General features: G+C 64.8%; 20 protein-coding genes. 6 read left to right on the forward strand and 14 right to left on the reverse strand.

Features of this window, described 5'->3' with window-relative positions:
• Positions 1-115: 115 nt before the first annotated feature.
• Both J5M58_RS20900 and cra read right to left on the reverse strand, forming a co-directional pair.
• Entirely contained in the window at positions 116-892 is a 777-nt protein-coding gene (locus J5M58_RS20900) for a TatD family hydrolase (protein WP_207879409.1), read from the reverse strand.
• 2 nt (positions 893-894) lie between these two features.
• Complete coding sequence (gene cra, locus J5M58_RS20905; RefSeq protein ID WP_025337726.1) at positions 895-1,890, reverse strand: catabolite repressor/activator; 996 nt, start codon at positions 1,888-1,890, stop codon at positions 895-897.
• Between the two features lie 284 nt (positions 1,891-2,174).
• Between cra and ptsP the strand changes: the two genes are divergently transcribed.
• The 3 genes from ptsP to J5M58_RS20920 are packed head-to-tail and all read left to right on the forward strand — an operon-like array spanning position 2,175 to position 7,711.
• Positions 2,175-5,027 (forward strand): phosphoenolpyruvate--protein phosphotransferase, encoded by a 2,853-nt coding sequence (ptsP, locus tag J5M58_RS20910; protein WP_207879411.1) that lies wholly within the window; start codon positions 2,175-2,177, stop codon positions 5,025-5,027.
• Entirely contained in the window at positions 5,028-5,975 is a 948-nt protein-coding gene (gene pfkB, locus J5M58_RS20915; RefSeq protein ID WP_207879413.1) for a 1-phosphofructokinase, read from the forward strand. It begins immediately after the preceding gene.
• Positions 5,972-7,711, forward strand: a complete 1,740-nt coding sequence (locus tag J5M58_RS20920; protein ID WP_207879415.1) for a PTS fructose-like transporter subunit IIB — start codon at positions 5,972-5,974, stop codon at positions 7,709-7,711. Before pfkB ends, J5M58_RS20920 begins: the two co-directional genes overlap by 4 nt.
• Before the next feature lie 121 nt (positions 7,712-7,832).
• Here J5M58_RS20920 and J5M58_RS20925 read toward each other — a convergent pair whose 3' ends face one another.
• Entirely contained in the window at positions 7,833-8,054 is a 222-nt protein-coding gene (locus J5M58_RS20925; protein WP_112252043.1) for a DUF3820 family protein, read from the reverse strand.
• 202 nt (positions 8,055-8,256) lie between these two features.
• Here J5M58_RS20925 and J5M58_RS20930 point away from each other — a divergent pair, with 202 nt between their 5' ends.
• Positions 8,257-8,733, forward strand: coding sequence for a PA2169 family four-helix-bundle protein (locus J5M58_RS20930; RefSeq protein ID WP_112252027.1), 477 nt, complete (start codon positions 8,257-8,259; stop codon positions 8,731-8,733).
• Here the strand turns inward: J5M58_RS20930 and J5M58_RS20935 are convergent.
• From J5M58_RS20935 to norR, 11 genes are all read right to left on the reverse strand, one after another.
• Positions 8,730-10,220 (reverse strand): sensor domain-containing diguanylate cyclase, encoded by a 1,491-nt coding sequence (locus J5M58_RS20935; RefSeq protein ID WP_207879418.1) that lies wholly within the window; start codon positions 10,218-10,220, stop codon positions 8,730-8,732. The two genes, J5M58_RS20930 and J5M58_RS20935, sit on opposite strands and share 4 nt — an antisense overlap.
• Positions 10,221-10,453: 233 nt before the next feature.
• Positions 10,454-11,788: an OprD family porin gene (locus J5M58_RS20940; RefSeq protein ID WP_207879420.1), complete on the reverse strand. Its 1,335-nt coding sequence runs from the start codon at positions 11,786-11,788 to the stop codon at positions 10,454-10,456.
• A 205-nt stretch (positions 11,789-11,993) separates the two neighbouring features.
• Positions 11,994-12,218: a hypothetical protein gene (locus J5M58_RS20945; protein WP_085705421.1), complete on the reverse strand. Its 225-nt coding sequence runs from the start codon at positions 12,216-12,218 to the stop codon at positions 11,994-11,996.
• A 289-nt stretch (positions 12,219-12,507) separates the two neighbouring features.
• Positions 12,508-13,911, reverse strand: a complete 1,404-nt coding sequence (locus J5M58_RS20950) for a heavy metal sensor histidine kinase (RefSeq protein ID WP_112252031.1) — start codon at positions 13,909-13,911, stop codon at positions 12,508-12,510.
• The gene (locus tag J5M58_RS20955) at positions 13,886-14,560 is read right to left on the reverse strand and encodes a heavy metal response regulator transcription factor (RefSeq protein WP_025337735.1); all 675 of its coding nucleotides are present in this window, start codon (positions 14,558-14,560) and stop codon (positions 13,886-13,888) included. Before J5M58_RS20955 ends, J5M58_RS20950 begins: the two co-directional genes overlap by 26 nt.
• 3 nt (positions 14,561-14,563) lie before the next feature.
• On the reverse strand, positions 14,564-17,662 hold the full coding sequence (locus J5M58_RS20960; protein ID WP_112252032.1) for a multidrug efflux RND transporter permease subunit: 3,099 nt from the start codon (positions 17,660-17,662) through the stop codon (positions 14,564-14,566).
• Positions 17,659-18,822 (reverse strand): efflux RND transporter periplasmic adaptor subunit, encoded by a 1,164-nt coding sequence (locus J5M58_RS20965; RefSeq protein ID WP_112252033.1) that lies wholly within the window; start codon positions 18,820-18,822, stop codon positions 17,659-17,661. Before J5M58_RS20965 ends, J5M58_RS20960 begins: the two co-directional genes overlap by 4 nt.
• Positions 18,823-19,153: 331 nt before the next feature.
• Positions 19,154-19,888 (reverse strand): YkgJ family cysteine cluster protein, encoded by a 735-nt coding sequence (locus J5M58_RS20970; protein ID WP_112252034.1) that lies wholly within the window; start codon positions 19,886-19,888, stop codon positions 19,154-19,156.
• Positions 19,885-20,196 (reverse strand): hypothetical protein, encoded by a 312-nt coding sequence (locus J5M58_RS20975; protein ID WP_112252035.1) that lies wholly within the window; start codon positions 20,194-20,196, stop codon positions 19,885-19,887. Before J5M58_RS20975 ends, J5M58_RS20970 begins: the two co-directional genes overlap by 4 nt.
• Before the next feature lie 88 nt (positions 20,197-20,284).
• The gene (locus J5M58_RS20980) at positions 20,285-21,184 is read right to left on the reverse strand and encodes a chemotaxis protein (protein ID WP_112252036.1); all 900 of its coding nucleotides are present in this window, start codon (positions 21,182-21,184) and stop codon (positions 20,285-20,287) included.
• A 189-nt stretch (positions 21,185-21,373) separates the two neighbouring features.
• Positions 21,374-22,927, reverse strand: a complete 1,554-nt coding sequence (gene norR / locus J5M58_RS20985) for a nitric oxide reductase transcriptional regulator NorR (protein WP_112252037.1) — start codon at positions 22,925-22,927, stop codon at positions 21,374-21,376.
• A gap of 154 nt (positions 22,928-23,081) precedes the next feature.
• Between norR and hmpA the strand changes: the two genes are divergently transcribed.
• Positions 23,082-24,260 (forward strand): NO-inducible flavohemoprotein, encoded by a 1,179-nt coding sequence (gene hmpA / locus J5M58_RS20990; protein WP_075043809.1) that lies wholly within the window; start codon positions 23,082-23,084, stop codon positions 24,258-24,260.
• 559 nt (positions 24,261-24,819) lie between these two features.
• Positions 24,820-25,326 (forward strand): disulfide bond formation protein B, encoded by a 507-nt coding sequence (locus J5M58_RS20995; protein WP_112252038.1) that lies wholly within the window; start codon positions 24,820-24,822, stop codon positions 25,324-25,326.
• Positions 25,327-25,577: the final 251 nt, after the last annotated feature.

The raw sequence follows: 25,577 nt of genomic DNA on the forward strand, positions 1-25,577 counted from the left end.
GTCGCGATGGGCTGCGCAGCAGCCCCCAGGCTGTCAGCTTCGCCGCATGAATTGCCGGGGCCGCTTTGCGGCCCTTTCGCGACACAAGGCCGCTCCTACAGCGACCGCGCGAGGTCTACCATCTGAACAACTCACAAGCATTGCGGGTGCTGGCTTCAGCCAGCTCCGTAACCTCTACGCCCATAACCTCTGCCAACGCCCCGGCAATTTCCGGCAGGTGCTCCGGGCTGTTCCTAACCCCCGGGTACATCACCGGCGCCATGTCCGGCGCATCGGTCTCCAGTACCACGCTGTCCAGCGGCAACCGCGCCAGGGTCTTGCGCAGTCGTAAGGCCTGCGGCCAGGTACCCGCGCCGCCGAGCCCAAGCCGGAAGCCCAGCTTGATGTACTCGCGGGCCTCTTCATAACTGCCGGCAAATGCGTGAATCACCCCCGCCCGCGCCGGCTTGTAGCGCTTGAGCGTGGCGATCACCTGGGCATGGCTGCGGCGTACGTGCAGCAGGGCGGGCAGTTCGAAGTCGCAAGCCATCTGCAGTTGCGCTTCGAACAGCTTCTGCTGGCGGGCCTTGTCCAGGTCTTCGAGGTAATAGTCCAGGCCAAACTCGCCCACGGCACATAGCCGTGGGTCGCCGTGCAGGCGCTCCAGCCACTCGCGCAGCTGCGCCAGGTGCTCCGGGCGATGCTGGTCAAGGTAGATCGGGTGCAGGCCGAGCGCGGCGAACAGGCGCTGGTCGGCACAGGCCAGGTCCCACACCCGCTGGAAATTCGCCTGGTACACCCCCAGCACCACCATCCGCTCAACCCCGCGCGCCGCCGCGTTGGCCAGCAAGCGCGGGCGGTCGGCGTCGAAGTCGGGGAAATCCAGGTGGGTGTGGGTGTCGATCAGGCGCATGTTCAGGCCGCTGTAATGCGTTGCTTGAAGGTTCGACCGACGGCATGCACGCCAGGTTCGTAGCGTTTGTCCTCGATCGCGGCCAGTGCCAGTTCCAGCGCGGTGGCGGCAATCAGGCCATGCTGCTGGGCCATGGCATTGACCGGCAGCGGCAGGAAGTCGAGCAACTGGTTGTCGCCAAAGGTACCCAGCTGCAGCTGGCGCGAGTCGGCAGGGCGCGCCTGCAGGGTGTCGAACACCCCTTGCAGCAGCACGTAGGAGGTGGTCACCAAGGCATCCGGCAGGCCACCAAGGTCGTCGATCAGTTGCTGCATCAGGCGCTGGCCGCACTCACGGCTGAATGCTTCGCCCTGATAGCGGCGAACCTCGCCGGCATAGCCTTGCAGGGCTTCGTCGAAGCCGCCGGCACGTGCCTGGCTGACTGACAGCTCGGGGCGTGCGCCGATCAGTGCGATACTGCGCGGGGCGGCGCTCAGCAGGCTGGCGGCCAGTTGGCGGCTGGCATCGCGGTCGTCGCTGATCACCGAGCAGAAGTGCGCAGGGTCCAGGCGGCGGTCGATGGCGATTACTGGCAGGCCTTTGTCCTGCAGTTCGCGGTAGCTGTCGTCTTCCGGCGGCAGGCAGCTGGCAACGAACAGTGCGTCGCAACGGCGGGCGCGGAACAGCTGCTGCAACTGGCGCTCGCTGTCGGGCTGGTCGTCGCTGCTGGCGATCAGCAATTGGTAGCCGCGGGCGCGGGCACCTTGCTCGAGCTGCTTGGCGATGCGGGCGTAGCTGGGGTTCTCCAGATCCGGGAGAATGAAGCCCAGGGTGCGGGTATGCCGGCTGCGCAGGCCAGCGGCCTGCGGGTTGGGGGTGAAGCCGTGGGCCTCGACCACCGCGCGTACCCGCTCGACAGTACTGTTGCTGATGCGCTGCTGTTCGGCCTTGCCATTGATGACGTAGCTGGCAGTGGTCACGGACACACCGGCCAGACGGGCGATATCGCTGAGTTTCACCGAATTTTCCTTGTTATTACCGGGGCTGGCTGTGAGCCCTGACCGGGTAGTTTGACCCGGCGAGGGCGCCACGCGCAGACGACCATTGTCGCAATTGTCCGACAGGATGGGGCTTTTTCCTCGGCAGATTATCGAGTAACGTGGCCGTCTGGTCAGATTAATCGTTTCAGCTGCCGAATTTTCTGCCTCGGCTGCCATCCGTGCAAGGCTGTTGAACTGGCTGTTCAAGTGAATTTCACAACAATACTCCAGTACCCGACCGGGAACTGCAAAAGGAGAAGGTCATGCTCGAGCTCGCCAAGGAGCAGATAGCCATGGGCCAGAAGGCCGCCGACAAGGCCGAGGCATTGCGCCTGTTGGCCGACCGGCTGGTCGCTGACGGCCTGGTCGCCGAGGGGTACCTGCAAGGGCTGCAGGCCCGAGAGGCACAAGGCTCCACCTTCCTTGGGCAGGGCATCGCCATCCCCCATGGCACGCCGCAGACCCGCGACCTGGTGTACGCCACCGGCGTACGCCTGTTGCAGTTTCCCGAGGGTGTGGACTGGGGCGATGGCCAGATGGTCTACCTTGCCATCGGCATCGCCGCCCGTTCGGACGAACACCTGCGCCTGTTGCAACTGCTGACCCGCGCCCTGGGCGAGACCGACCTGGCGGAGGCATTGCGCCGCGCCGGTTCCGCCGAGGCGTTGCTGAAACTGTTGCAGGGCGCGCCGCAGGAACTGGCGCTGGATGCACAGCTGGTCGGCCTGAACCTGGCGGCCGAAGACTTCGACGAACTGGCCTGGCGCGGCGCCCGCCTGTTGCAGCGCGCCGACTGCGTCGACAGCGGTTTTGCCGCCGTGCTGCAGCAGGCCGAGCCGCTGCCGCTGGGCGAGGGCCTGTGGTGGCTGCACAGCGAGCGTCAGGTGCGCCAGCCGGGCCTGGCCTTCATCACCCCGCAGCAGCCGCTGCGTTACCGCGACCAGCCGCTCAACGGCCTGTTCTGCCTGGCCAGCCTCGGTGCAGCCCACCAGGCCTTGCTCGAGCGCCTGTGCGAAGTGCTGATCGAAGGCCGCGGGCAGATGCTCTACCAGGCCACCAGCAGCCGCGCGGTACTGGAAGTGCTCGGCGGTGAAGCGCCGGCGGACTGGCCCAGTGCGCGCGTGGTGCTGGCCAACCCGCATGGTTTGCATGCCCGCCCGGCAAAGGTATTGGCGCAACTGGCCAAAGGTTTCGAGGGGGAAATCCGTGTACGCCTGGTCGACAGCGCGCAGCCGGCGGTGTCGGCAAAGAGCCTGAGCAAGCTGCTCAGTCTCGGCGCCCGGCGTGGCCAGGCGCTGGAACTGGTGGCTGAGCCAGGCATCGCCGCCGATGCCTTGCCGGTGCTGCTGGCCGCCATCGAAGACGGCCTGGGCGAAGAGGTGGAGCCACTGCCGCAGACCGTGGCGACCGTAGCCGGCGAAGTGGTCGAGGTGCTGCAAGCGCCCGAAGCCGGTAGCCGCATCCAGGGCGTAGGTGCGGCGCCGGGTATTGCCAGTGGCCCGGCGCATGTGTGTGTCGAGCGTGAATTCGACTACCCCCTGCGCGGCGAGTCCTGCGCCCAGGAGCGGCAGAAGCTGCGTGAAGCCGTGGCGACCGTGAATGGCGAGCTGCAGGCCTTGATCCAGCGTAGCGACAAGGCCATTGGCGAAATTTTCATCACCCATCAGGAAATGCTCGCCGACCCGGCCCTTACCGACGATGTCGAGCAGCGCCTGGGCCAGGGCGAAAGCGCTGCGGCAGCGTGGATGGCAGTGATCGAGGCGGCGGCGCGCCAGCAGGAGTCGCTGCACGATGCCTTGCTCGCTGAACGTGCTGCCGACCTGCGCGACATCGGCCGCCGCGTGCTGGCACAGTTGTGTGGTGTGTCGGCCCAGGCTGAACCCGAACAACCCTACGTGCTGGTGATGACCGAAGTCGGCCCGTCCGATGTCGCCCGCCTGGACCCGAGCCGCGTCGCCGGTATCGTCACCGCCCAGGGTGGCGCCACCGCCCACAGCGCCATCGTAGCCCGTGCCCTGGGCATCCCGGCGGTAGTGGGCGCGGGCGCGTCGATACTGCTGTTGGACAGTGGCACGCCGTTGCTGCTCGATGGCCAGCGTGGCGTGGTCAGCGTGGCGCCGCCGGCGGATGAACTGCAACGGGCCCTGGCCGAGCGCGACCTGCGCGAGCAACGCTTGCAGGCTGCCTGGGCCAACCGCTTCGAGCCGGCGGTTACCCGCGATGGTCATGCTGTCGAGGTGTTCGCCAATATCGGCGAGAGCAACGGCATCGCCAAGGTAGTGGAGCAGGGCGCCGAAGGCGTGGGCCTGCTGCGCACCGAGCTGATTTTCATGGCCCACACCCAGGCCCCGGATGTGGCGACCCAGGAAGCCGAGTATCGCCGCGTGCTCGATGGCCTCGACGGGCGCCCGCTGGTGGTGCGCACCCTTGATGTCGGCGGTGACAAACCGCTGCCGTACTGGCCGATCGCTGCCGAAGAAAACCCGTTCCTCGGCGTGCGCGGCGTACGCCTGACCCTGCAGCGCCCGCAGGTTATGGAAGACCAGCTGCGCGCCTTGCTGCGTGCTGCCGACCAGCGCCCGCTGCGGATCATGTTCCCGATGGTCGGGCAGGTGCATGAGTGGCGCGAGGCGCGTGCCATGGTCGAGCGCCTGCGCGCCGAGATTCCGGTAGCCGACCTGCAGCTGGGCATCATGGTCGAAGTGCCTTCGGCAGCGCTGCTGGCACCGCAACTGGCGCGCGAAGTGGACTTCTTCAGCATCGGCACCAACGACCTTACCCAGTACACCCTGGCTATCGACCGTGGCCACCCCAGCCTCTCGGCCCAGGCCGACGGCCTGCATCCGGCGGTGCTCAGCCTGATCGACATGACCGTGCGCGCCGCCCATGCCCATGGCAAGTGGGTGGGCGTGTGCGGCGAGCTGGCGGCCGACCCGCAGGCGGTCGCCGTGCTGCTGGGCCTGGACGTGGACGAACTCAGCGTCGCCGCGCGCAGCATTGCCGAAGTCAAGGCCCTGGTTCGCCAGGCCGATTACCAGACGGCCCGCGCCCTGGCGCACGAGGCCCTGCAACAGGACAGCGCCGCAGCGGTTCGCGCGCTGGTGGAGCGTTACTGAATGGCCAAGATCCTCACCCTCACCCTGAACCCGGCGCTGGATATCACCATCGGCCTGGATACCCTGCGCCCCGGGCAGGTCAACCGCAGCCAGGAACAGCACAGCCACGCCGCGGGCAAAGGGTTGAACGTTGCCCAGGTACTTGCCGACCTGGGGCACAGCGTCACTGTTGGCGGCTTTCTCGGGCGTGACAACCTGCAGCCCTTCGAGGCGTTGATCGGCTGGCGCGGTTTCGTCGACTGCTTTGTCCGCGTGCCGGGCGAAACCCGCAGCAACATCAAGCTGGTCGAGGCCGATGGCCGTGTCACCGACATCAACGGCCAAGGCCCGGAAGTCGACGAAGCGGCGCGCAGTGCGTTGCTGCGCCGCCTGGCGCAGATTGCCCCGGGCCATGATGCGGTGGTGGTGGCTGGTAGCCTGCCGCGCGGGATCAGTGCCGACTGGTTCCGCCAGTTGCTCGAACAGCTCAAGGCGCAAGGCCTCAAGGTGGCCCTGGACAGCAGCGGCGAAGCCCTGCGTGTCGGCCTGCAGAGCTCGCCCTGGTTGGTCAAGCCCAATACCGAAGAGCTGGGCGAGGTGCTCGGCCTGGCTGTGGATAACCCGGCGCAGCAGCGCGCAGCTGCCGAGCGCCTGCTGGCCAGTGGCGTAGAACACGTGGTGGTGTCGGCGGGCGAACGGGGCGTGAGCTGGTTTACCCATGACCATGCCGTACATGCTTGCCCACCCAAGGTGCAGGTTGCCAGCACGGTGGGCGCAGGTGATTCGCTGGTGGCCGGCATGGTCCACGGCCTGCTGCTGGGTGAAGCCCCGGCGCAGACCTTGACCCGGGCCACCGCGATCGCGGCACAGGCTGTTACCCAGGTTGGGTTCGGCATCCGCGACCGCGAACAACTGGCGCGTCTGGAAGCCGCCGTGCAACTGACAGAACAACAAGAGGGTTGCCGATGAACATTGCCATTGTCACTGCCTGCCCCAACGGCCAGGTGTCGAGCCTGCTGAGCGCGCGTTTGCTGTCTGCCGCTGCCCAGCGGCGGGGCTGGAGTACCAGCGTCGAAGTGCAGGATGCCGGCCACCCCGAGCGGCAACTGAGCGCCGCGCAGATCGCCGAAGCCGACTGGGTGCTGGTGGTCAGCACCGGCCCGGTGGACCTGGCCCGTTTCGTCGGCAAGCGCGTGTACCAGAGCACGCCGTCCCAGGCTTTGGCCGACCGCGAAGGCTTCCTCGATGAGGCGGCTTCCAACGCCCGGCTGCTGGCCACGGTGCCAGGCCTTCCGGCCGAAGCTGGCAGCGCTGGCGCACGCATCGTCGCCGTCACGGCTTGCCCGACTGGCGTCGCGCATACATTCATGGCTGCGGAAGCTTTACAGCAGGCCGCGCAGCAGCTGGGCTACCAGCTCACCGTCGAAACCCAGGGCTCGGTCGGTGCGCGCAACCCCTTGTCTGCCGAAGCCATCGCCGCAGCCGATGTAGTGCTACTGGCTGCCGACATCGAAGTGCCCACCGCGCGTTTCGCCGGCAAGCGCATCTACCGTTGTGGCACCGGTATCGCCCTCAAGCAGGCCCGTGCCACCCTCGACAAGGCCCTGGCTGAGGCCAAGGTGGAAAACAGCGGCGATGCCGCAGCGGCGAGCACGCCAGCGAAGGGCGAGAAGACCGGGGTATACAAGCACCTGCTCACCGGTGTGTCGTTCATGCTGCCGATGGTGGTGGCTGGCGGCCTGCTGATTGCCCTGTCGTTCGTGTTCGGTATCGAGGCTTATAAAGAAGCGGGCACCTTGCCGGCCGCATTGATGCAGATCGGCGGCGAGGCTGCGTTCAAGCTGATGGTGCCACTGCTGGCGGGCTATATCGCCTGGTCCATCGCCGACCGCCCGGGGCTGGCGCCCGGCATGATCGGCGGTCTGCTGGCCAGCACCCTGGGCGCCGGATTCATCGGTGGTATCGTTGCCGGTTTCCTCGCCGGTTACAGTGCCAAGGCCATTGCCCGCTGGGCGCGCCTGCCCAGCAGCCTGGAGGCACTCAAGCCGATCCTGATCATTCCGCTGCTGGCCAGCCTGTTCACCGGCCTGGTGATGATCTACGTGGTCGGCCAGCCAGTGGCGGCGATGCTGGAAGGCCTCACGCATTTTCTCGACAGCATGGGCACCACCAATGCAATCCTGCTGGGCCTGTTGCTGGGCGGCATGATGTGCGTCGACCTGGGCGGGCCGATCAACAAGGCTGCCTATGCCTTCTCGGTGGGGCTGTTGGCCTCGTCGAGCTATGCGCCGATGGCGGCGACCATGGCAGCCGGCATGGTGCCGCCGATTGGCCTGGGTATTGCCAGCTTCCTGGCCCGGCGCAAGTTCGCCCAGAGCGAGCGTGAAGCGGGCAAGGCGGCCCTGGCGCTGGGGCTGTGCTTCATTTCCGAAGGGGCAATCCCGTTTGCTGCCAAGGACCCGCTGCGGGTAATCCCGGCCAGCGTGGCCGGCGGGGCATTGACCGGTGCATTGTCGATGTACTTCGGCTGCAAGCTGATGGCGCCGCATGGTGGCCTGTTCGTGCTGCTGATCCCCAATGCGATCAACCATGCACTGTTGTACCTGTTGGCGATCGTGGCGGGCAGCCTGCTGACGGCGGTGGTGTATGCGGTGATCAAGAAGAGCGAGCGGGTGGAGCTGGCGGTGGCACCGGTGAAGGGTTAGGGATTTCAGTGGGCCTTACTGGCCTCTTCGCGGGTGAACCCGCTCCCACAGGTACTGCACAATTTTCAAGCTTGCAGAGAACCTGTGGGAGCGGGTTTACCCGCGAAGGGGCCAGTCCAGGCTAGCGCCGATGCTTCTGCCGCAACGGCACAAGCAGATCGCCCAGCCCGTTGTGATCGACCTCATGCATCAGCGCCAGCAACCCACCCAATTCCCCCGCCGGGAAACCCTTGCGCGCAAACCAGGCCAGGTAATCCCCCGGCAGGTCGGCAACGATTCGTCCCTGGTACTTGCCAAACGGCATGGTACGGGTGACCAGCAGTTCGAGGGTTTCCGGCTTCATCATCGGCGCACCTGGCTGTTGAAAGCGCCGACCATACTGCAATCTGCACGAAGGCCCAAGCGGCAATCATGCAGAACGCCGTGTTCCAGCTTTAGTCCTGTATTTCTATCTTATTGATTTTAAAAGATTTCATGGGCGAGCCTCGCTTGGCATGAACGCTGCTCTCTTACAGATGACTATCACCTGTCAAGGAGTTTGTGCCATGAGCAATCCCAACAAAGATGTGATCGACGTGCTCAACGACCTGATCGAGTACAGCAAGGATGGCGAGAAAGGCTTCAAGGCCTCGGCCGATGATGTGAAAAACCCCGAACTGAAAGCGTTCTTCGTTCAGCGTGCCGGTGAGTGTGCCAATGCAGCCGGCGAGCTGCAGAGCGAGGTGCGTCGCCTGGGTGGCGACCCGGAAACCTCCACCAGCATCAGCGGTGACCTGCATCGGGGTTGGGTCAACCTCAAGGCGATGGTCACCGGCAAGGATGAGGAAGCGGTGCTGAACGAGGTGGAGCGAGGCGAGGACCACGCCCTCAAGGCCTACAAGGAAGCCCGCGAGAAACTGGTGAAGCTGGGCCGCACCGCCAGCGACCAGACCTACACCCTGGTGGAAAAACAGCTGCAAGGTGTGCAGCGCAACCATGATCAGGTCAGGGCCTTGCGCAACGCCGCGCACGCTCGCAGCTAGTCGGCCGGCCCCTCTACCCGGTTGCGGCCTTTGGCCTTGGCCCGGTAGAGCGCTTCATCCGCAGCACCCAGCACCTTCGCCAGATCGTGCTGGGTGCCTGACAGGCCGATGCCGATGCTGACCGTGACCGAGTGGGCATCATCGGCGAACGGTGCCAGCGCTTCGACACTGCTACGAATGCGCTCGGCAAGCATTTGCGCACCGCTCAGATCGGTTTCCGGCAGCACTACCTGAAATTCCTCACCCCCATAACGCGCTGCCACATCGGCCGGGCGGCGGATGCATGCCTCGATGGTCTTGGCCACTTCGCGCAGGGCATGGTCGCCACCGGCATGGCCATGGCGCTGGTTGAACGCCCTGAAATGGTCCACATCCACCATCAGCACTGCCAACGGCTTGCGGTTGCGCTGGGCACGAGCCCATTCCTGTCGTAGTACCTGGTCCAGGCGTCGGCGGTTGGCCAGCCCGGTCAGGCTGTCGGTGGCGGCCAGCGTCGCAAGGCCCTGTTCGGCCTCCTGGCGGCGACGCAATTCGCGGCCCAGCAGCAGGGTCAGCCAGAGGATGCCCACACATAGTCCACCGGTGGCAACGCTGACCAGGATCGCAGTACGCCGCCAGGATTCGAATACATCTTCGGCCGAATGCACGACCAGTACGATCAGTGGCAACTGCGCGACCCGGGCGAAGGTGTACATGCGCGGTTTGCCGTTGCTGCTGGAGCGGGCGGTAAAGCTGCCGCTCTGCTCGCTGAGAATACGTTTGAAATTGGGCCGCGCGGCATAGTTGCTGCCGATTTGCGAGTCTTGCGGACGGCTGGGCTGGCGAGCCAGCAGTTGGCCGTCGGTGTTGAGCAGGTTGATGCTGCTGTCTTCGCCAATATCCAGGCGCTGGAACAGTTCACTGAAGTACGACAGGCGCAGCGCGCCCGCTGCCAGGCCGGCGAACTCGCCTTTGGCATCGGAGATACGCCGGCTGAAACTGATGCACCAGTCCAGGTCGCCGAGCCTGGCCTTGAACGGCGGGCCCACCAGCAGGCCGAGGTCGGCGTTGTGCAGGTGCGCCTGGAAAACCCCCGTGCCGGCGAAGTTGGCCTTGCGTGGCACGCTGCTGGTGGAATCGCCCACCACGTTGCCTTGCTTGTCCAGCCATAGCACGTCACCGCGCTTGCGGTCGACAAAGGCTTCATTGAATAGCAGGCGTTGGCGCACCGGGCCGGGGATCTCCGGCAGCTCCTTGCGCCCGACCGCCCAGATCAGGCCCTGCAGCGACTGGTCGTAGAGTTCGACGTTGCGCAGGATGTCGCTTTCGATCAACTGGACGATATTGTTGGACGAGCGGATCGCCGACACCTCGACATTGTCGCGCTCGCGCGCCAGCAGGTAGCTGACGATGGCCACGATGGCGAGCACGGCAAGGCAACTGCCCAGGTTGAGGATCAGCTCGGGGTGCGACCTGTAGAGTGCGAAACGCGGAGATCGGGGGGGCATGCTCGCTACTGCGTGGGCAGGGCCATTCGCGGCGGCGACATTCTAGGGAAACGGGGATTGTCGAACAAGATTTGTCCGACGGAATCGCGGTAGACCTTATTCTGGACTGACCGAGAACCTTGTGGGAGCGGGCATGCCCGCGAAGCAAGCGCCGCGGTGCATGGCACCGGCTTCGCCGGTGTTCGCGGGCACGCCCGCTCCCACAGGTTGGATCTTTAGCTTGCGGTCCTGGATCAGAACACGTTCAACGGGTAATCCACGATCACCCGCAATTCATCGTTGTCGCTGTTGCTGTCGATCGACGCATAACCCTGGCTGCCACGGTGGGTGGCATAGCGCACCAGTACCGACAGGTCCTTCAGGTCACCCTCCTGGAACACGTACTTCACATCCAGGTCGCGTTCCCAGTGCGTGGCGTTCTTGCCATCGGCGCGGTAGTAATCGTAGTGGGTGGTGTCCTGGACGGCCTTGGTCAGGTCTGCCTCACCCCGCGAGTACGACAGCACCGTGGTCAGGCCTGGAATGTCCATGCCGGCGAAGTCATAAGCGTACTGCAGCTTCCACGAACGCTCGTTCGGTGCGTTGAAGTCCGAGTACATGCGCGAGTTGTCCAGGTAGATGCTGTCGCCCAGGTTGATGTAGTCGAACGGCGTGTTGCCGTTGACCCGCTGGTAGGCGGCGGTGACGCTGTGGAACCCGGCGTTGACGGTGAAATGCACGCTGTAGGTATTGTTGTCGATCTTGCCCAGCAGGGCCTGGCCGGTGTCCTGGGTGTGATAGAAGTGCACGCCCGGGTTCAGGCTGACCAGGTCGCTGACCACGTAGGTGTAGTCGAAATCGGCGTAGTACTGGTTCCAGATGTCCTTCAGCTCGGCCGCATACAGGTTGGCGGTGATGTTCGGGGTACCGCTCCATGACGCGCCGGCCCAGTTCAGGTGCTTGCTCTTGTCATGCTCGCCCAGCGAACCGTAGTAAGTGTCGATGCGGCGGTGGCCGCTCTGGTTGTACGGCTTGGTGAAGCTGACCTGGCCGCCTTCGAGCAGCAGGCCGTCGATGCTGGTGTTGGTCAGGCTCACACCACGGAAGGTCTGCGGCAGCATGCGGGTCTCGCCGCCGGCGATCACCGGGTTGGTAAGGAACAGGTCACCGGCTTTCAGCTCGGTGTCGAACGCCTTGAGCTTGACTGCGGCACCGGCGGTGGAGAACGAGTGCGGGGCAGCACCCAGTTCGTCTTCGTTCTTTTGGTGGGTTGGCAGAATGCTGGTGCCAGCATGGCCGCCGCCACCGTCGAGTTTCAGGCCCAGCATGGCGTGGGCGTCCAAGCCAAAGCCGACCACGCCCGGGGTGTAGCCCGACTCGAAGCGTGCAACCGCGCCCTGGCCCCACTCGCGGGTGTCGCGCACGCCGGCGTTGTGGTTGTCGCGGTTGAAGTAGGCGTTACGGAAATGCAGGTTGAAGGACGAGCCTTCGATGAAGCCATCAGCCTTGTCTTCATCTGCCTGAGCGGCGAAAGGGATCGTTGCAGTCAACGCAATGAACAGCGGGGTAAAACGAAACGCGGAAGGCACCGGTACTAGCTCCTTGGGTCTGGCGGTGGGGCAGTTTTTATTTTCGAATGTGCGTCTTTCTTATACGTGAACGTTACAGCCTGGCTGATAGTTGAAGCACATAAAAAAAGCCGCTGATCGGCAGCGGCTTTAAAAGGCTAACATATCGGCACCGGTGGTGCCCATGGTGTAGCCAAGGGAAAACGGGAGCAGCGACAGCGCTTGATCAGCTGTCGGCGTTAGCATCGACAGAAACCTTGGAAGCGGTCTGGTTTGCGTCTTTTGCGGCGTCGGCCTGCTGTGCGGCTACGGCTTCGCGGGCCTCTTGGTGGACCGCGGCGAACTCGGCATTACGGGTGACGAAAGCCTTGGATTCTTCGGCCATGGCCAGGGGCGACAACAACAGGGAAGACAGGACGAAGACGCTGGCAATACCCATACTGTTGGACATTTGAAACTACCTTCTTGCGGTGCAAGTGCTAATGAGGACAGGGGTAAAGTTAGTCCTTTCAATGCACTTGAAACAGAGCGAAGTGCGATAAGCACTGTTGCGCAAAAGGTAATTATCTTTGAAAAAAGCAATTGGACTTTCGCCGCAAACCCCCAGCCTAGAGCACTTCCGCGGCCCTTTGTAGGAGCGGCCTTGTGTCGCGATGGGGCGCGAAGCGGCCCCAGGTTTTGTGCCACAGCAACAATTGCCGGGGGCTGCTACGCAGCCCTTTCGCGACACAAGGCCGCTCCTACAGAGACCGCGCAGGCCTCAGAACTGGCAATTGGATGCCGAATGTATTAAACCCAGCGGCACTACGCACAAACACCTCCCCACCATGCATCAGCGCAATCGCCTTGACGATCGCCAACCCCAGCCCATGGTTACCGCCACCACTGTTGCTACGTGCCGCATCCACCCGGTAGAAGCGTTCGAACAGCAATGGCAGGTGCTCATCGTCGATCGCCGGCCCCGGGTTGCTCACGGCGATGCTGACCTGCTCCGGCCCGTCCGCGATCTGCACCGCGATCACCTGGTGCGGTGCGGTGTGCTGCACGGCGTTGTTCAGCAGGTTGATCAGCGCCCGGCGCAGCTGGGCCTTTTCGATGGGCACCTGGGCATCGCCGCTCACGCTCACGCTGACCTGCGCGTCTTCGAGAATGTAGTCCAGGTAGTCGAGGGTGGTCGCCACCTCCTCGGCCAGCGAGGCCTGGGTCAGGGCAGTGGCCTTGCTGCCCTGGTCGGCGCTGGCCAGGAACAGCATGTCGTTGATGATGCTGCGCAGGCGCTCCAGTTCCTCAAGGTTCGATTGCAGCACTTCGAAGTAGTGCTCGGCGCTGCGCCCGCGGGTCAGCGCCACCTGGGTCTGGCCGATCAGATTGGTCAGTGGTGAGCGCAATTCGTGGGCAACGTCGGCGTTGAAGGCTTCGAGCCGTGTATAGGCCTGGCTGACCCGGTCCAGTGCGGCATTGAAGGCGCCGGCGAACTGGGCCAGCTCCGGTGCCAGGTTCTCAGTCTGCAGGCGCCCGTCCAGGCGCGGTGGCGCCAGCGCCTGGGCCTCAACGGACAACGCCAGCAGCGGGCGCAGGCCGATGCGCGCCACCCAGTAGCCCAGCAGCGAGGCCAGCAGCACGCCGAGCACCGCCAGCCCGACAATTGCCACCAGCAGGCTGTGCTGGGCCTGCCAGAAGGTTTCGGTGTCGATTCCGATCAGAAAGCGCAGCGGCGGTCGCTCGCCCAGTGCTGGCAGTTCGCTGACCAGCACCTTGTAAGGGTAGGGCCGGTCGGGCAGGCGCAGGTCGCGCATGCCCTGCGCGCCTTCGGCGAAGGCGCGGACCAGCTCGCTGGGGTGACCGTATTCGTAGGCCGGGTTGCTGCTGACCACCCAGAAGCGAATGCGCTTGTCCTCTTCGCTGAGCAGGTTGAGCTTGTTGTTGATCTTGGCCCAGTGCTCCGGTGTACCGAAGCGGTTGAGGGTGGACTCGAGCACGCTGAAACGCGCATCCAGCTCGGCCTGTGGCAGCAGGTCGAGGCTGCGGTCGACCTGGCGGTACAGCGCCGAACCGATCAGCAGGAACACGCCGAGCGCCACCAGGATGAATAGCGCCGACAGGCGCAGCGCGATGGAATTACCCCGCACGGTTTTCCAGGACATAGCCCATGCCTCGGATGGTGTGCAGCAACTTGTTGTCGAAAGGCCCGTCGAGCTTGGCGCGCAGGCGCTTGATCGCCACTTCGACGACGTTGGCATCGCTGTCGAAATTGATGTCCCAGACCAGCTCGGCAATCGCCGTCTTCGACAGGATTTCACCTTGCCGGCGGGCCAGCACGCTGAGCAGCGAGAACTCCTTGGCCGTCAGCTCCAGGCGCTGGCCGGCGCGCGTGGCCTTGCGCGCCATCAGGTCGATCCACAGGTCACCCACCTGCACCTGCAACGGTTCATGGTTGCTGCTACGCCGGGTAAGGGCTTGCAGGCGGGCAACCAGTTCGAGGAAGGAAAACGGCTTGCCCAGATAGTCGTCGGCACCCTCGCGCAGGCCATGGATACGGTCTTCGACCCGTTCACGGGCGGTCAGCATGATCACCGGTGTCTGCTTGCGCGCGCGCAGGGCACGCAGCACGCCATAACCGTCCAGGCCCGGCAGCATCACATCCAGCACGATCACTGCGTAGTCACCTTCCAGGGCCAGGTGCAGGCCATCGATGCCGTCCCGCGCCAGGTCGACGGTAAACCCTTGCTCGCTGAGGCCGCGATGCAGGTAGTCGGCGGTTTTTTCTTCGTCTTCGATGATCAGCACACGCATGGTCTAGTCCTGGTTGGCACTGGGCGCCGCCGCATGGGCGACCTGGCGGCGGTGGAACAGGCGCTCCAGGGCCAAGTATATGACCGGGGTGGTGAACAGCGTCAGCGCCTGGCTCACCAGCAGGCCGCCAACCACGGCGATGCCCAGTGGCTGGCGCAGTTCGGAACCGGTGCCGAAGCCGAACATCAGCGGCACCGCACCGAGCAAGGCGGCCAGGGTGGTCATGATGATCGGCCGGAAGCGCGTCAGGCAGGCCTGGTGGATCGCCTGCTCCGGGGTCAGGCCCTGGCGGCGTTGGGCTTCGAGGGCGAAGTCGATCAGCAGGATGCCGTTTTTCTTGACGATACCGATGAGCAGCACCACGCCGATCAGCCCCATGATGCTGAAGTCCTGGCCCATGGCCCACAACAGGATCAGTGCGCCGAGGCCGGCCGAGGGCAGGGTGGAGATGATCGTCAGCGGGTGGACGAAGCTTTCGTACAGCACGCCGAGGATGATGTACACCGCCACCAGCGCTGCCAGGATCAGCCACGGCTGGCTCGATAGCGAGCTCTGGAAGGCCTGGGCCGCGCCCTGGAAGTTGCCGCTGATGGAGTCGGGCATGCCCAGCTCACGCTGGGTGCGCTCAAGGATGGTCACCGCATCGCCCAGGGCCACGCCCGGGGCCAGGTTGAACGACAGGTTGGCCGCCGGGAACAGGCCATCGTGGCTGATCGACAGCGGCCCGGTGCTGGGCGGCGCCACATGGGCCACTGCCGACAGCGGCACCATCTCGTTGCTCAGCGGCGAGCGCAGGTAGAAGTAGTTGAGGCTTTCGGCCTTGCCGCGCTGGCGGGCATCCAGTTCGAGGATCACCTTGTACTGGTTGGTCTCGGTCTGGAATTCGCTGATCTGCCGCTGGCCGAAGGCGTCGTACAACGCCTGGTCGACGTCGGTGGTGGTCAGGCCGAAACGTGCCGCGGCCTGGCGGTCGATATCGATGCGGGTGACGCTGGCACCCAGTTGCAGGTCGTTGGACAGGTCGCGGAACGCCGGGTTTTCCCGCAGGCGCTCGGTCAGCCGCTGGGTCCACAGGTTAAGCGCCATGCCGTCGTTGCTCTTGAGCACGTACTGGTACTGGGTGCGTGACGGGCCGGAGCTGAGGTTGATGTCCTGGCCGGCACGCATGTACAGGACGATGCCCGGCACCTGAGCCAGCTTGGGTCGCAGCCGGTCGATCAGTTCGCTGGCCGACACATCGCGTTCGCCTCGCGGCTTGAGGGCGATCCAGAAGCGGCCGTTGGCGATGGTCTGGTTGCTGCCGGTGACGCCCACCGAGTGGGAGAACGCGCGCACCGCCGGGTCGGCCTGGATGATTCTGGCCAGCGCCTGGTGCTTCTCGATCATCGACGGGTACGACACATCCGCTGCCGCCTCGCTGGTGCCGAGGATGAAGCCGGTGTCCTGCAGCGGGAAAAAGCCCTTAGGGATACCCACGTAACCGGCCACCGCCAGGGCCAGGGTCAGGCCGAACATGCCGAGGGTCAGGCGCTGATGGGCGAGGGCGCGGTCCAGGCCCTTTTCGTACCACCTGACCAGCCGCTCGCCGAAGCCGCCCTTGTGCTCTCCGGGCGGGCGGCGCATGAACAGTGCGCACAGGGTTGGCGCCAGGGTCAGCGAAACCACCACCGAAATCAGGATGGTGGCGGTGGCGGTAAGGGCGAACTCCTTGAACAGCCGGCCGACCACGCCGCCCATGAACAGCAGCGGGATGAACGCGGCGATCAGCGAGAAACTGATCGACACCACGGTGAAGCCGATTTCCCCGGCGCCCTTGAGCGCGGCAGTACGGCTGTCGTCGCCGGCCTCCAGGTGGCGGTGGATGTTTTCCACCACGACGATGGCATCGTCTACCACGAAGCCCACCGAGATGACGATGGCCACCAGGGTCAGGTTGTTCAGGCTGAAGCCGAAGATGTACATCAGCGCGCAACTGGCGATCAGCGATACGCCGAGCACGCTGGACACCACCAGGGTCGCCGACCACTGGCGCAGAAACAGCGCCATTACCCCGATCACCAGGGCCACGGCGATCATCAGGGTCAGCTCCACTTCATGCAGCGAGGCACGGATGGTCTGGGTGCGGTCCTGCAGCACCGACACTTCGACCGAGGCTGGCAGCATCTCCTGCAGCCTGGGCAGGGCAGCCAGTACCCGGTCCACGGTATCGACGATGTTGGCGCCAGGCTGGCGGAAAATCACCAGGTTCAGCCCGGGCTGGTCGCCGGACCAGGCTTTGACATAGGCGTTCTCGGCACCATTGATCACCTTGGCCACATCCTTCAGGTGCACCGGTGCACCGTCGCGGTAGGAGACGATCAGCTGGGCGTAGTCGTCGGGATGGAACAATTGGTCGTTGGCGGCGATGGTCGACACGCTGTGTTCGCCGTACAGCGCGCCCTTGGCCAGGTTCAGGCTGGTCTGCTGGATGGCCTGGCGCAAGTCGGCCAGGGTCAGGCCGATGGCGGCCAGTTTCTCGGGTTGCGCCTGCACGCGAATTGCGGGGCGCAGTTGCCCGGTGATGTTGATCAGGCCGACCCCGTCGATCTGGCTCAGCTGGCGCGCAAGCAGGGTTTCGGCGTAGTCGCTGAGATCGTTGCCGGGCATCTGGCTGGAGCTGACCGTCAGCACCAGCACCGGGCTGTCGGCCGGGTTGACCTTGCGCCAGGTCGGCGGGTTGGGCAGGTCTTGTGGCAGACGCGCGGTGGCGGTGTTGATGGCCGCCTGCACTTCCTGGGCGGCGGTGTCGATGTTCTTGTCGAGGGTGAACTGCAGGATCAGGTTGGTCGAGCCCAGTGCGCTGCTGCTGGTCATCTGGGTCATGCCGGGAATGGCGCTGAACTGCACTTCCAGCGGCGTGGCCACCGACGAGGCCATGGTTTCCGGGCTGGCGCCAGGCAGTTGGGCGGTGACCTGGATGGTTGGGAAGTCGGCTTCCGGCAGGGGGGCCACCGGCAGGCGCGGGAAGGCGATGGCCCCCAGCAGCACCAGGGCGAAGGTCAGCAGCAGGGTGGCGATGGGGTGGTCGATGCACCAGGCCGAAACACCGTTGCGCGTGTTCATGGCTGGCCCCGGCGGTCGGCCATTTCCGAAGGCGCGGGGGCGTCGGGGGTTACCTCGACCCGCGAACCAGGCTTGAGCCGCGACTGGCCATCGAGCACCAGTCGCTCGCCCGGCTTGACCCCGGCAATGATGTTCAGCCCGCTGTCCTGATACAGCACCTTGACCGGCACACTGGTGACCTTGTCACCGTCCAGGCGGTAGACAAAGTGCCCGTCGACGCCGCGCTGTACCACAGGCGGCGGTACCACCAGGGCGTTTTCTTCCACGGCGGTACGCAAGCGGATGGTGACCAGCTGACCCGGCCAAAGGCGGCCGTCCTTGTTGTCGAATTCGGCTTTTACCCGAACGGTGCCTGTGGTGGCGGAAATCTGGTTGTCGATCAGTGCCAGGTGGCCTTCACCGAGCAGGTTGCGTTCGCCATCGGCATCCATGTAGGCCTGCACCAGTGCCGGGGTGGGCGCCTTCAGCAGGCTTTGCAGGGTCGGCAGCATTTGCTGCGGCAGGGCGAATTCGACGGCGATCGGGTCGATCTGGGTAACGCTGAACAGGCTGCGAGTATCGCTGGTACGCACCAGGTTGCCCGGGTCGACGTTGCGAATGCCCACCCGACCGGTCACTGGCGAGCGGACCTGCGTGTATGACAGCTGCACCTCGGCATTGGCGATGGCTGCCTGGTTGCCCTTGACCGTGGCTTGCAGGCGGTTGACCAAGGCCTGCTGCTGGTCGAGGGTCTGCTTCGACACGCCGTTGTCGGTACTCAGCAGGCGGTAGCGCTGCAGGTCGACATTGGCCACCTGGATCTGCGCCTGGCTCTGGCCGAGTTCGGCGCGGGCCTGGTCGAGGCTGGCGCGGATGGCGCGGTCGTCGAGGGTCGCCAGCAGGTCGCCTTCCTTCACCCACTGGCCTTCCTTGACCAGAACCTGGGTCAGTACCCCTTCCACTTGCGGGCGCACCTCGACGCTGTGCAGCGACAGCACCGAGCCGATGGCGCTGGCATAGCGCGGCACGTTCTGCTGCACGACATTCACCACGCGCACCGGGATGGCGGTTTGCGCGCGGGCGGCAGGTGCTGGCTGGCGATGGCCGAACCAGATGCCCGCTACCGCCAGGACAAGGAGCGCCAGGGCGGCGAGGATGACAGGGCGGGGCGGTCGTCGCATTAGTGCGGGCACCTTGGCCAGATGGGTGGGGAGCGGTTGTCTGTATTCAAGCTTATAGTCCCCGGACCGGGTCGGCAGCGTGACTGCTGGCTGACAGCGCTGTCAGTTTCGCCTGCGCCGCAGGAAATCGCTCGCCTTTTGCGCTCCGCTGTAGCGCACAGAGCTGATCAGCAGGGCGATCCGCGTACCCTGTGGGAGCGGGTTTACCCGCGAAGAGTCCAACGCGGAGCATGGCACCGGCTGCGCCGGTGTTCGCGGCTAAAGCCGCTCCCACAGAGCTGGCGTCGGTTCATAGATCTGGAACAGGACAGTTGCCCCGTCAAAGGCATCGCTAGAAGCTGATGAAGGCGTAATACACCGGGGGCTCGTTAGTGGTGCGCAAACCATGTTCCTGCAAACTCGCCACCAGCGCCGTGTCCTCCACATGCAGGGCCCACTGTACCCGGCCAGCCTCCGGTGCCTGGGCCAGGGCCGCGCTGAACGCGCCCATGTCAGGCAAGTAGGCAGTAAACCCGTTGCCCTTGAGCGCACTGGTGGTCATGCCCAGCGCCTGGCACACCGCCACTTTGGCGGCGATGTCCTCGCGGTCGGCCTGGCGAGAGGCCTGCACCAGCGCCTCCAGCCCGGCATCCACCAGTTGGCTGCCGTGGATCAGCTCCGGCCCCTGCTGCCAGGCTTCCGGCGGGCAGTCCTTGCTGCCCGGCCGCAGCGGGATATGCGGGTTTATTTCCACCGGGTAGATGCGACATACCAGCGGCCGCTGGTCATAGATGGTGCACAGGTCGTTGTCGTCGAGGTTGCGGCAGCGTCCGGGGTTGAACGCGGCGAAGGTCACCGAGACGCGTATTTCGCTGTCGCCGCAGGGCACGGGATATGAACGACGCAGCACATGATCACGCTGTTCTACCGGCATGCCAGGGCCGTCCGCCACGAAGGCTTCGATCAACACCACCACCTGGCCGTCGTTGTCCGCCCAGCGGCGCGCTTCGGCCAGGGTCAAGGGCACGTGGTGGCCGGTACAGCACTTGCCGCAGCCGGTGCAGGCGAAACGCAGGCTGTCGGTCACTTGACCTCCGGGCTCCATTCGCTGACGAAGGCGCGCTGCTGTTGGCGGTCGTACAGGCACAGCTCGGTACCGGTACGCTGCTGCATGTGCTTCTGGGGGTAGACGCCTTCGATCAGCAGGGCGCTCATGCCGACCTGGTCATCGAACTCGGCGGGCTTGCTGCGGGCGTGGGCATCCTTGAACTGGCTGGCGGCCAGGCAAGCCTTGAGCATCTGCTGGCGCTGTTCGTTCCAGGCCTGGCTGCTGGAGGCCTGGGCGATACCGCTGACGAGGGCGCAAGTGATCAGGATAGAGCTGAGAAACTTCATACGCGATTCCGGCAAATTACTTGCGAGGGGCGCGAATTATGCCCGACTCGACCCCGGCGGCAAGCCGGGGAGTTTGTCTCCGAATATATCAGCGCTCGGCGAACACCACGGTACGCGCCGCCACCACCAGACAATCGGTCAGCTCCGGCGAGGAGAACTTTGTGAGGATGGCATTGGCCCCGGCCTGGGTCGCCTTTTCGCTGCTCATGGCGCTGTCCAGCGAGGTATGCAGCAGTATGTACAGGTGCTGGAAGTCGGGGGTCTCGCGCAGGGTACGGGTGAAGGCGTAGCCGTCCATTTCGCTCATTTCGATGTCGGAGACGATCACGTTGATTTCCTGCGCGGTGCCTTGCAGTTCCAGCAACACGTTGATGGCGTCCTTGGCGCTGCGGGCGGTGTGGCATTCGATGCCAAGGTTGCGCAGGGTGTGTACTGACTGCTGCAGGGCCACCTGGCTGTCGTCCACCACCAGGATGTTGGCGGCGGCCAGCAGGCTGGCGTCTTCCTCGTCCAAGGTACCGTGAGGCTGTTCGGGCGCCGGCGGGGCGATGGCGTGGATGACTTTTTCGATGTCCAGCACCTGAACAAGGGTGTTGTCGACCCGGGTCACGCCGGTGATGAACGAGCGGCTGCCCGAGCCGTAGGGTGGTGGTTTGATGTCGGTGCTCAGGCAATGCACGATGCGGCTGACCGCCTGCACATGCAGGCCCTGGCGCGAGCGGCTGATCTCGGTGACGATCAGGCAGCCGCCGTCAGGGTCGGCCAGCGGCCGTTCGCCGATGGCGCGGGACAGGTCGATGACCGACAGCGGATTGCCGCGCAGGGTCGCCACGCCTTTCACGTGAGGGTGCGATTCGGGCAGCTTGGTCAGCGGCGGGCAGGGGATTATCTCGCTGACCTTGAGCAGGTTGATTGCCATCAACTTGCCGCTGCGCAGGGTGAACAGCAGCAGGGACAGCGAATCCGCGCGGGCATTTTGCGTGGCCATGGTGACCTTCGTGGGGAACAGGGGATAACCGGTTATCGGCCTGTTTTGGTCGGGCTTTAGCGGGCGTGGGGATTCTGGGGCTGCTTTGCAGCCCATCGCGACACAAGGCCGCTCCTACAGGGGATCGCGGTCCCTTGTAGGAGCGGCCTTGTGTCGCGATGGGGCGCAAAGCGCCCCCAGGATTCCTACTCAGCGCAGCCCGAGCCTACGGGCCAGGCGACTGAGGTTGGCGCGGTCCAGGCCGAGTTCCCGGGCAGCCGCTGCCCAGTTATCTTCGTGTCGTTGCAGGCAGGCCTCGATCACCTGGCGCTGGTAGTCGTCGACGGCTTCGCGCAGGCCCCCCTCGGGTAGCGGTGCCGCCGGCAGGGGCGCGGCAGGGGAGGGCGGGGTGCCGGGCGTTACCGTTGCGCGCAGGTCCAGGTCGATGGCCTCCAGGGTGAGGATGCGCGGCCTGTCGGAATGCTGGCCCAGTGCCTTGAGCGCCGAGCGACCGATCAGGTGTTCCAGTTCACGCACGTTGCCCGGCCAGTCATAGGCCAGCAGCGCAGACTGGGCCTCGCTGCTCAGGCGCAGGCTGTTCAGGCCCAGGCGCGAGCGGTTCTGTTCGAGAAAGTAGCCAGCCAGTAACAGCACATCGCGCCCACGTTCGCGCAACGGCGGCACGTGCAGCGGGTATACGCTGAGGCGATGGTAGAAGTCGGCGCGGAAGTTGCCAGCGCGTACTTCTGCCGCCAGGTCGCGGTTAGTCGCGGCGATCAGGCGCACATCCACCCGGTGCTCGCGGTCCGAGCCCAGGCGCTGCAACTGGCCGCTCTGCAGCACCCGCAGCAGTTTGGCCTGCACCGTCAGCGGCAGTTCACCGACCTCATCGAGGAACAGCGTGCCGCCATTGGCGAGCTCGAACTTGCCGCGGCGCTCGCCATGGGCGCCAGTGAAGGCACCGCGCACATGGCCGAACAGTTCGCTTTCGACCAGGGTGTCGGGCAGGGCGGCACAGTTGAGGCTTACCAGCGGTTTGCCAGCGCGGTTGCTGGCCTGATGCAGGGCCTGGGCCACCAACTCCTTGCCGACCCCGGTCTCACCGGTGATCAGCACGGTCAGGTCACTACCACCGACCAGGCGGATTTCCTCCACCAGGCGCTTGTGCGCGGGGCTCTGGCCAATCAGCTCCTTGTCCTGGCCGCTGGCCTGGCGGTAGATCTCCGCGCGGTGGTGTTCGTCTTCCGCGCGCAGGGCCAGGTGCTCGATGCGCTCGGCCACGGTGACCGTGGCGGCGGCCAGGCTGGCGAAGGCCTGCAGGGCGCCCAGCTCCAGGCTCTGGAACTGCCCGGGGGTCAGCGCATCGAGGGTAACCAGGCCCCAAGGGCGCTCGTCGACCATCAACGGGCAACCCATGCAGTCATGTACTTCCAGGTTGGCATGGGGGGCGTTGACCAGGCCGTCGTAAGGGTCGGGCAGTTCGGAGTCGCTGGCGAAGCGGGTGGGTTCCGGGCTGCTGAGCAGGATCTGGAAGCGTGGGTGCTCGCTGATCCGGAAGCGCCGGCCCAGGGTATCGGGGCTCAGGCCGTCCACCGCCAGCGGCACCAGCCACTCACCGTCCAGGCGCAGTAGCGCGGCGGCATCGCAGGGCAGCAGCCCACGCATGGCCTGTAGCAGGCGGCGATAGCGTTCCTGGTCGGGCAAGTCACGGGAAAGGTCGCTGACCAAGGGCAGCAGAGTGGTGAGCAGGGGCTTCGTGGTCATATGGACTCCTGTGGGTCGATATGACTATACGTTGGGGTGGGTCGTTTTGACATGACCTGCGTCAACCCCCTGATTTTCCTGGAGATAAAAGTTGGCATGATTGATGTAACAGCTCGGGCAGTCATTTGAAGCCACAGGCTCAGGAGTTGTTGCAATGCTCAATGCCGAACAACGTGCAATCATCAAGGCCACTGTCCCCCTGCTGGAAAGCGGCGGCGAAGCGCTGACCACCCACTTCTACAAGATGATGCTCAGCGAGTACCCGCAAGTGCGTCCGCTGTTCAATCAGGCCCACCAGGCCAGCGGTGACCAACCGCGCGCCCTGGCCAACGGCGTGCTGATGTATGCCCGCCACATCGACCAGCTGGAGCAGCTTGGCGGCCTGGTCGGCCAGATCATCAACAAGCATGTTGCCCTGCAGATTCTGCCGGAGCACTACCCGATCGTCGGCAGCTGCCTGCTGCGTGCCATCGAAGAAGTGCTGGGCAAGGAAATCGCCACCCCCGCCGTGATCGACGCCTGGGGCGCGGCCTATGGCCAGCTGGCCGACATTCTGATCGGCGCGGAAGAGAACCTTTATAAACAGAAGGAAGAAGCCGAAGGCGGCTGGCGCGGTACCCGTGAATTCCGCCTGGTACGGCGTGAGCAGGAAAGCAGCGAAATCGTTTCGTTCTATTTTGCCCCGGTGGATGGCAAGCCGGTGCTCAAGGCCGAGCCTGGCCAGTATATCGGCCTGAAGCTGGACATCGACGGCGCCGAGCAGCGCCGAAACTATTCCCTGTCGGCGCTGTGCGACGGCAAGGAATACCGCATCAGCGTCAAGCGCGAGGCGGGTGGCAAGGTCTCCAACTACCTGCACGACGTGCTGGCGGTGGGCGATACCCTGCAGCTGTTCCCGCCGGCTGGCGACTTCACCCTGGCGGCGAGCGACAAGCCGCTGGTGCTGATCAGCGGTGGCGTGGGTATTACCCCGACTCTGCCAATGCTGCAGGCGGCACTGCAAACCCAGCGTGAGGTGCATTTCATTCACTGCGCCCGTAACGGCGCCGTGCATGCCTTCCGCGACTGGATCGACGAGCTGGCCGAGCGTCACCCTCAGCTCAAGCGCTTCTACTGCTATGCAGAGCCGCAGGGCGGTGCCGCGGCCGATGCCGTGGGCCTGCTGAGCGAGGACCTGCTGGCCGAGTGGCTGCCGCAGGAGCGTGACGTGGATGCCTACTTCCTCGGGCCCAAGGGCTTCATGGCGGCGGTCAAGCGCCAGTTGAAGGGCCTGGGTGTGCCAGAGCAGCAGAGCCGCTACGAGTTCTTCGGGCCGGCGGCTGCGCTGGAGTGATGTAGCGCCTGCACTGGCCCTTTCGCGGGTAAACCCGCTCCCACAGGTAACCCACAGCGCCTGAGACCTGTGCGATCCCTGTGGGAGCGGGTTTACCCGCGAAAGGGCCGGCACAGGCTCATGAAACATTCATCCCAGCCGCTGGCAAGCCAGCTCTCTTGCGGCACTGCTCCCGCCCGTGGGTAATCGAGAACGAAACGGTCGATCGCATTCGTCGCCTGGGGGCTGGCTTGCCAGCGGCTGGGCCGCACCTCATGTTCCTGCCTATATAAAGGAGAGATGAAAGCGACTGTGCAGCTTTCATCTTTAATCCTCCTTTAATCACGGTATCCTTCACTCCCGGGTGTCGAGGGGGCTTGCCCCTGCGCGGCATCCGGGCAGCCGCTTTTTTGCCGCCCGGCGTTGAACCGACGTCGTTGCGGCCGGTCTCAGCCACACCGGATAGCCCTGCGCAGCGCTATCACGCCGCTTCCTCGGCACGCTCAAAGGCCCTGCCCAGCGTGTAGACTTGCGCCAGGCAGGCGGATCACGCTGCCACTATCCATCGAAGGAATCGGCAATGAACGAACAAACATCGCGCCTGAATCGGGAACGGCGCTTTCTGGTACTGTTGGGCCTGATCTGCATTTCGCTGATCGGTGGCGCCCTCTACATGCAGGTGGTCCTGGGCGAGGCACCATGCCCGCTGTGCATCCTGCAACGTTATGCGCTGTTGTTCATCGCCGTGTTCGCCTTCATCGCCGCGGCGATGCCCGGGCGCCGCAGCCTGACCTTCTTCGAGGCACTGGTGGTGCTCAGCGCCATTGGCGGAATCGTTGCGGCCGGCAACCATGTGTATATACTCGCCAACCCCATGGTCAGTTGCGGCATCGACACCCTGCAGCCGATCGTGGACGACCTGCCGCTTGCCAAGCTCTGGCCGCTGGTGTTCCAGGTCGACGGCTTCTGCAGCACGCCGTACCCGCCGATCCTCGGTCTGTCGCTGGCGCAATGGGCGCTGGTGGCGTTCGTCCTGACAGCTGTCCTGGTTCCGCTCGGGATCTATCGCAACCGACGCCGGGCTTAGACAAAAGTCCCGAATTGCATGGGGTCTTTTACGCCGCATGAGAAGAGGGGAAATCCGCTCCCCGCTTGATCCAGATCAACCTAGAGGCCTTGCAGAATGCGGCTTTGGGGCCTATCAAGCGGGGTGCGACAAACTGTCGCGAAGTTGAATTTTTGAGCAGTATTGTTACGGATTCTGTAAAGGACTGTTGCTCAATAAGTCATAGTCAAGGGTTGGCGACCTATCTACAATCGCCCCCAATTTCCGTTCGG

The sequence above is a fragment of the Pseudomonas sp. 32_A genome (assembly GCF_017490905.1).
GTDB lineage: Bacteria > Pseudomonadota > Gammaproteobacteria > Pseudomonadales > Pseudomonadaceae > Aquipseudomonas > Aquipseudomonas inefficax.

Bases quoted from the DNA above. Each gene is read 5' to 3' on its own strand.
- J5M58_RS20900 (WP_207879409.1), bottom strand. From the start codon at position 892: ATGCGCCTGATCGACACCCACACCCACCTGGATTTCCCCGACTTCGAC.
- ptsP (WP_207879411.1), top strand. From the start codon at position 2,175: ATGCTCGAGCTCGCCAAGGAGCAGATAGCCATGGGCCAGAAGGCCGCC.
- pfkB (WP_207879413.1), top strand. From the start codon at position 5,028: ATGGCCAAGATCCTCACCCTCACCCTGAACCCGGCGCTGGATATCACC.
- J5M58_RS20920 (WP_207879415.1), top strand. From the start codon at position 5,972: ATGAACATTGCCATTGTCACTGCCTGCCCCAACGGCCAGGTGTCGAGC.
- J5M58_RS20925 (WP_112252043.1), bottom strand. From the start codon at position 8,054: ATGAAGCCGGAAACCCTCGAACTGCTGGTCACCCGTACCATGCCGTTT.
- J5M58_RS20930 (WP_112252027.1), top strand. From the start codon at position 8,257: ATGAGCAATCCCAACAAAGATGTGATCGACGTGCTCAACGACCTGATC.
- J5M58_RS20935 (WP_207879418.1), bottom strand. From the start codon at position 10,220: ATGCCCCCCCGATCTCCGCGTTTCGCACTCTACAGGTCGCACCCCGAG.
- J5M58_RS20945 (WP_085705421.1), bottom strand. From the start codon at position 12,218: ATGTCCAACAGTATGGGTATTGCCAGCGTCTTCGTCCTGTCTTCCCTG.
- J5M58_RS20950 (WP_112252031.1), bottom strand. From the start codon at position 13,911: ATGTCCTGGAAAACCGTGCGGGGTAATTCCATCGCGCTGCGCCTGTCG.
- J5M58_RS20955 (WP_025337735.1), bottom strand. From the start codon at position 14,560: ATGCGTGTGCTGATCATCGAAGACGAAGAAAAAACCGCCGACTACCTG.
- J5M58_RS20960 (WP_112252032.1), bottom strand. From the start codon at position 17,662: ATGAACACGCGCAACGGTGTTTCGGCCTGGTGCATCGACCACCCCATC.
- J5M58_RS20965 (WP_112252033.1), bottom strand. From the start codon at position 18,822: ATGCGACGACCGCCCCGCCCTGTCATCCTCGCCGCCCTGGCGCTCCTT.
- J5M58_RS20975 (WP_112252035.1), bottom strand. From the start codon at position 20,196: ATGAAGTTTCTCAGCTCTATCCTGATCACTTGCGCCCTCGTCAGCGGT.
- J5M58_RS20980 (WP_112252036.1), bottom strand. From the start codon at position 21,184: ATGGCCACGCAAAATGCCCGCGCGGATTCGCTGTCCCTGCTGCTGTTC.
- norR (WP_112252037.1), bottom strand. From the start codon at position 22,927: ATGACCACGAAGCCCCTGCTCACCACTCTGCTGCCCTTGGTCAGCGAC.
- hmpA (WP_075043809.1), top strand. From the start codon at position 23,082: ATGCTCAATGCCGAACAACGTGCAATCATCAAGGCCACTGTCCCCCTG.
- J5M58_RS20995 (WP_112252038.1), top strand. From the start codon at position 24,820: ATGAACGAACAAACATCGCGCCTGAATCGGGAACGGCGCTTTCTGGTA.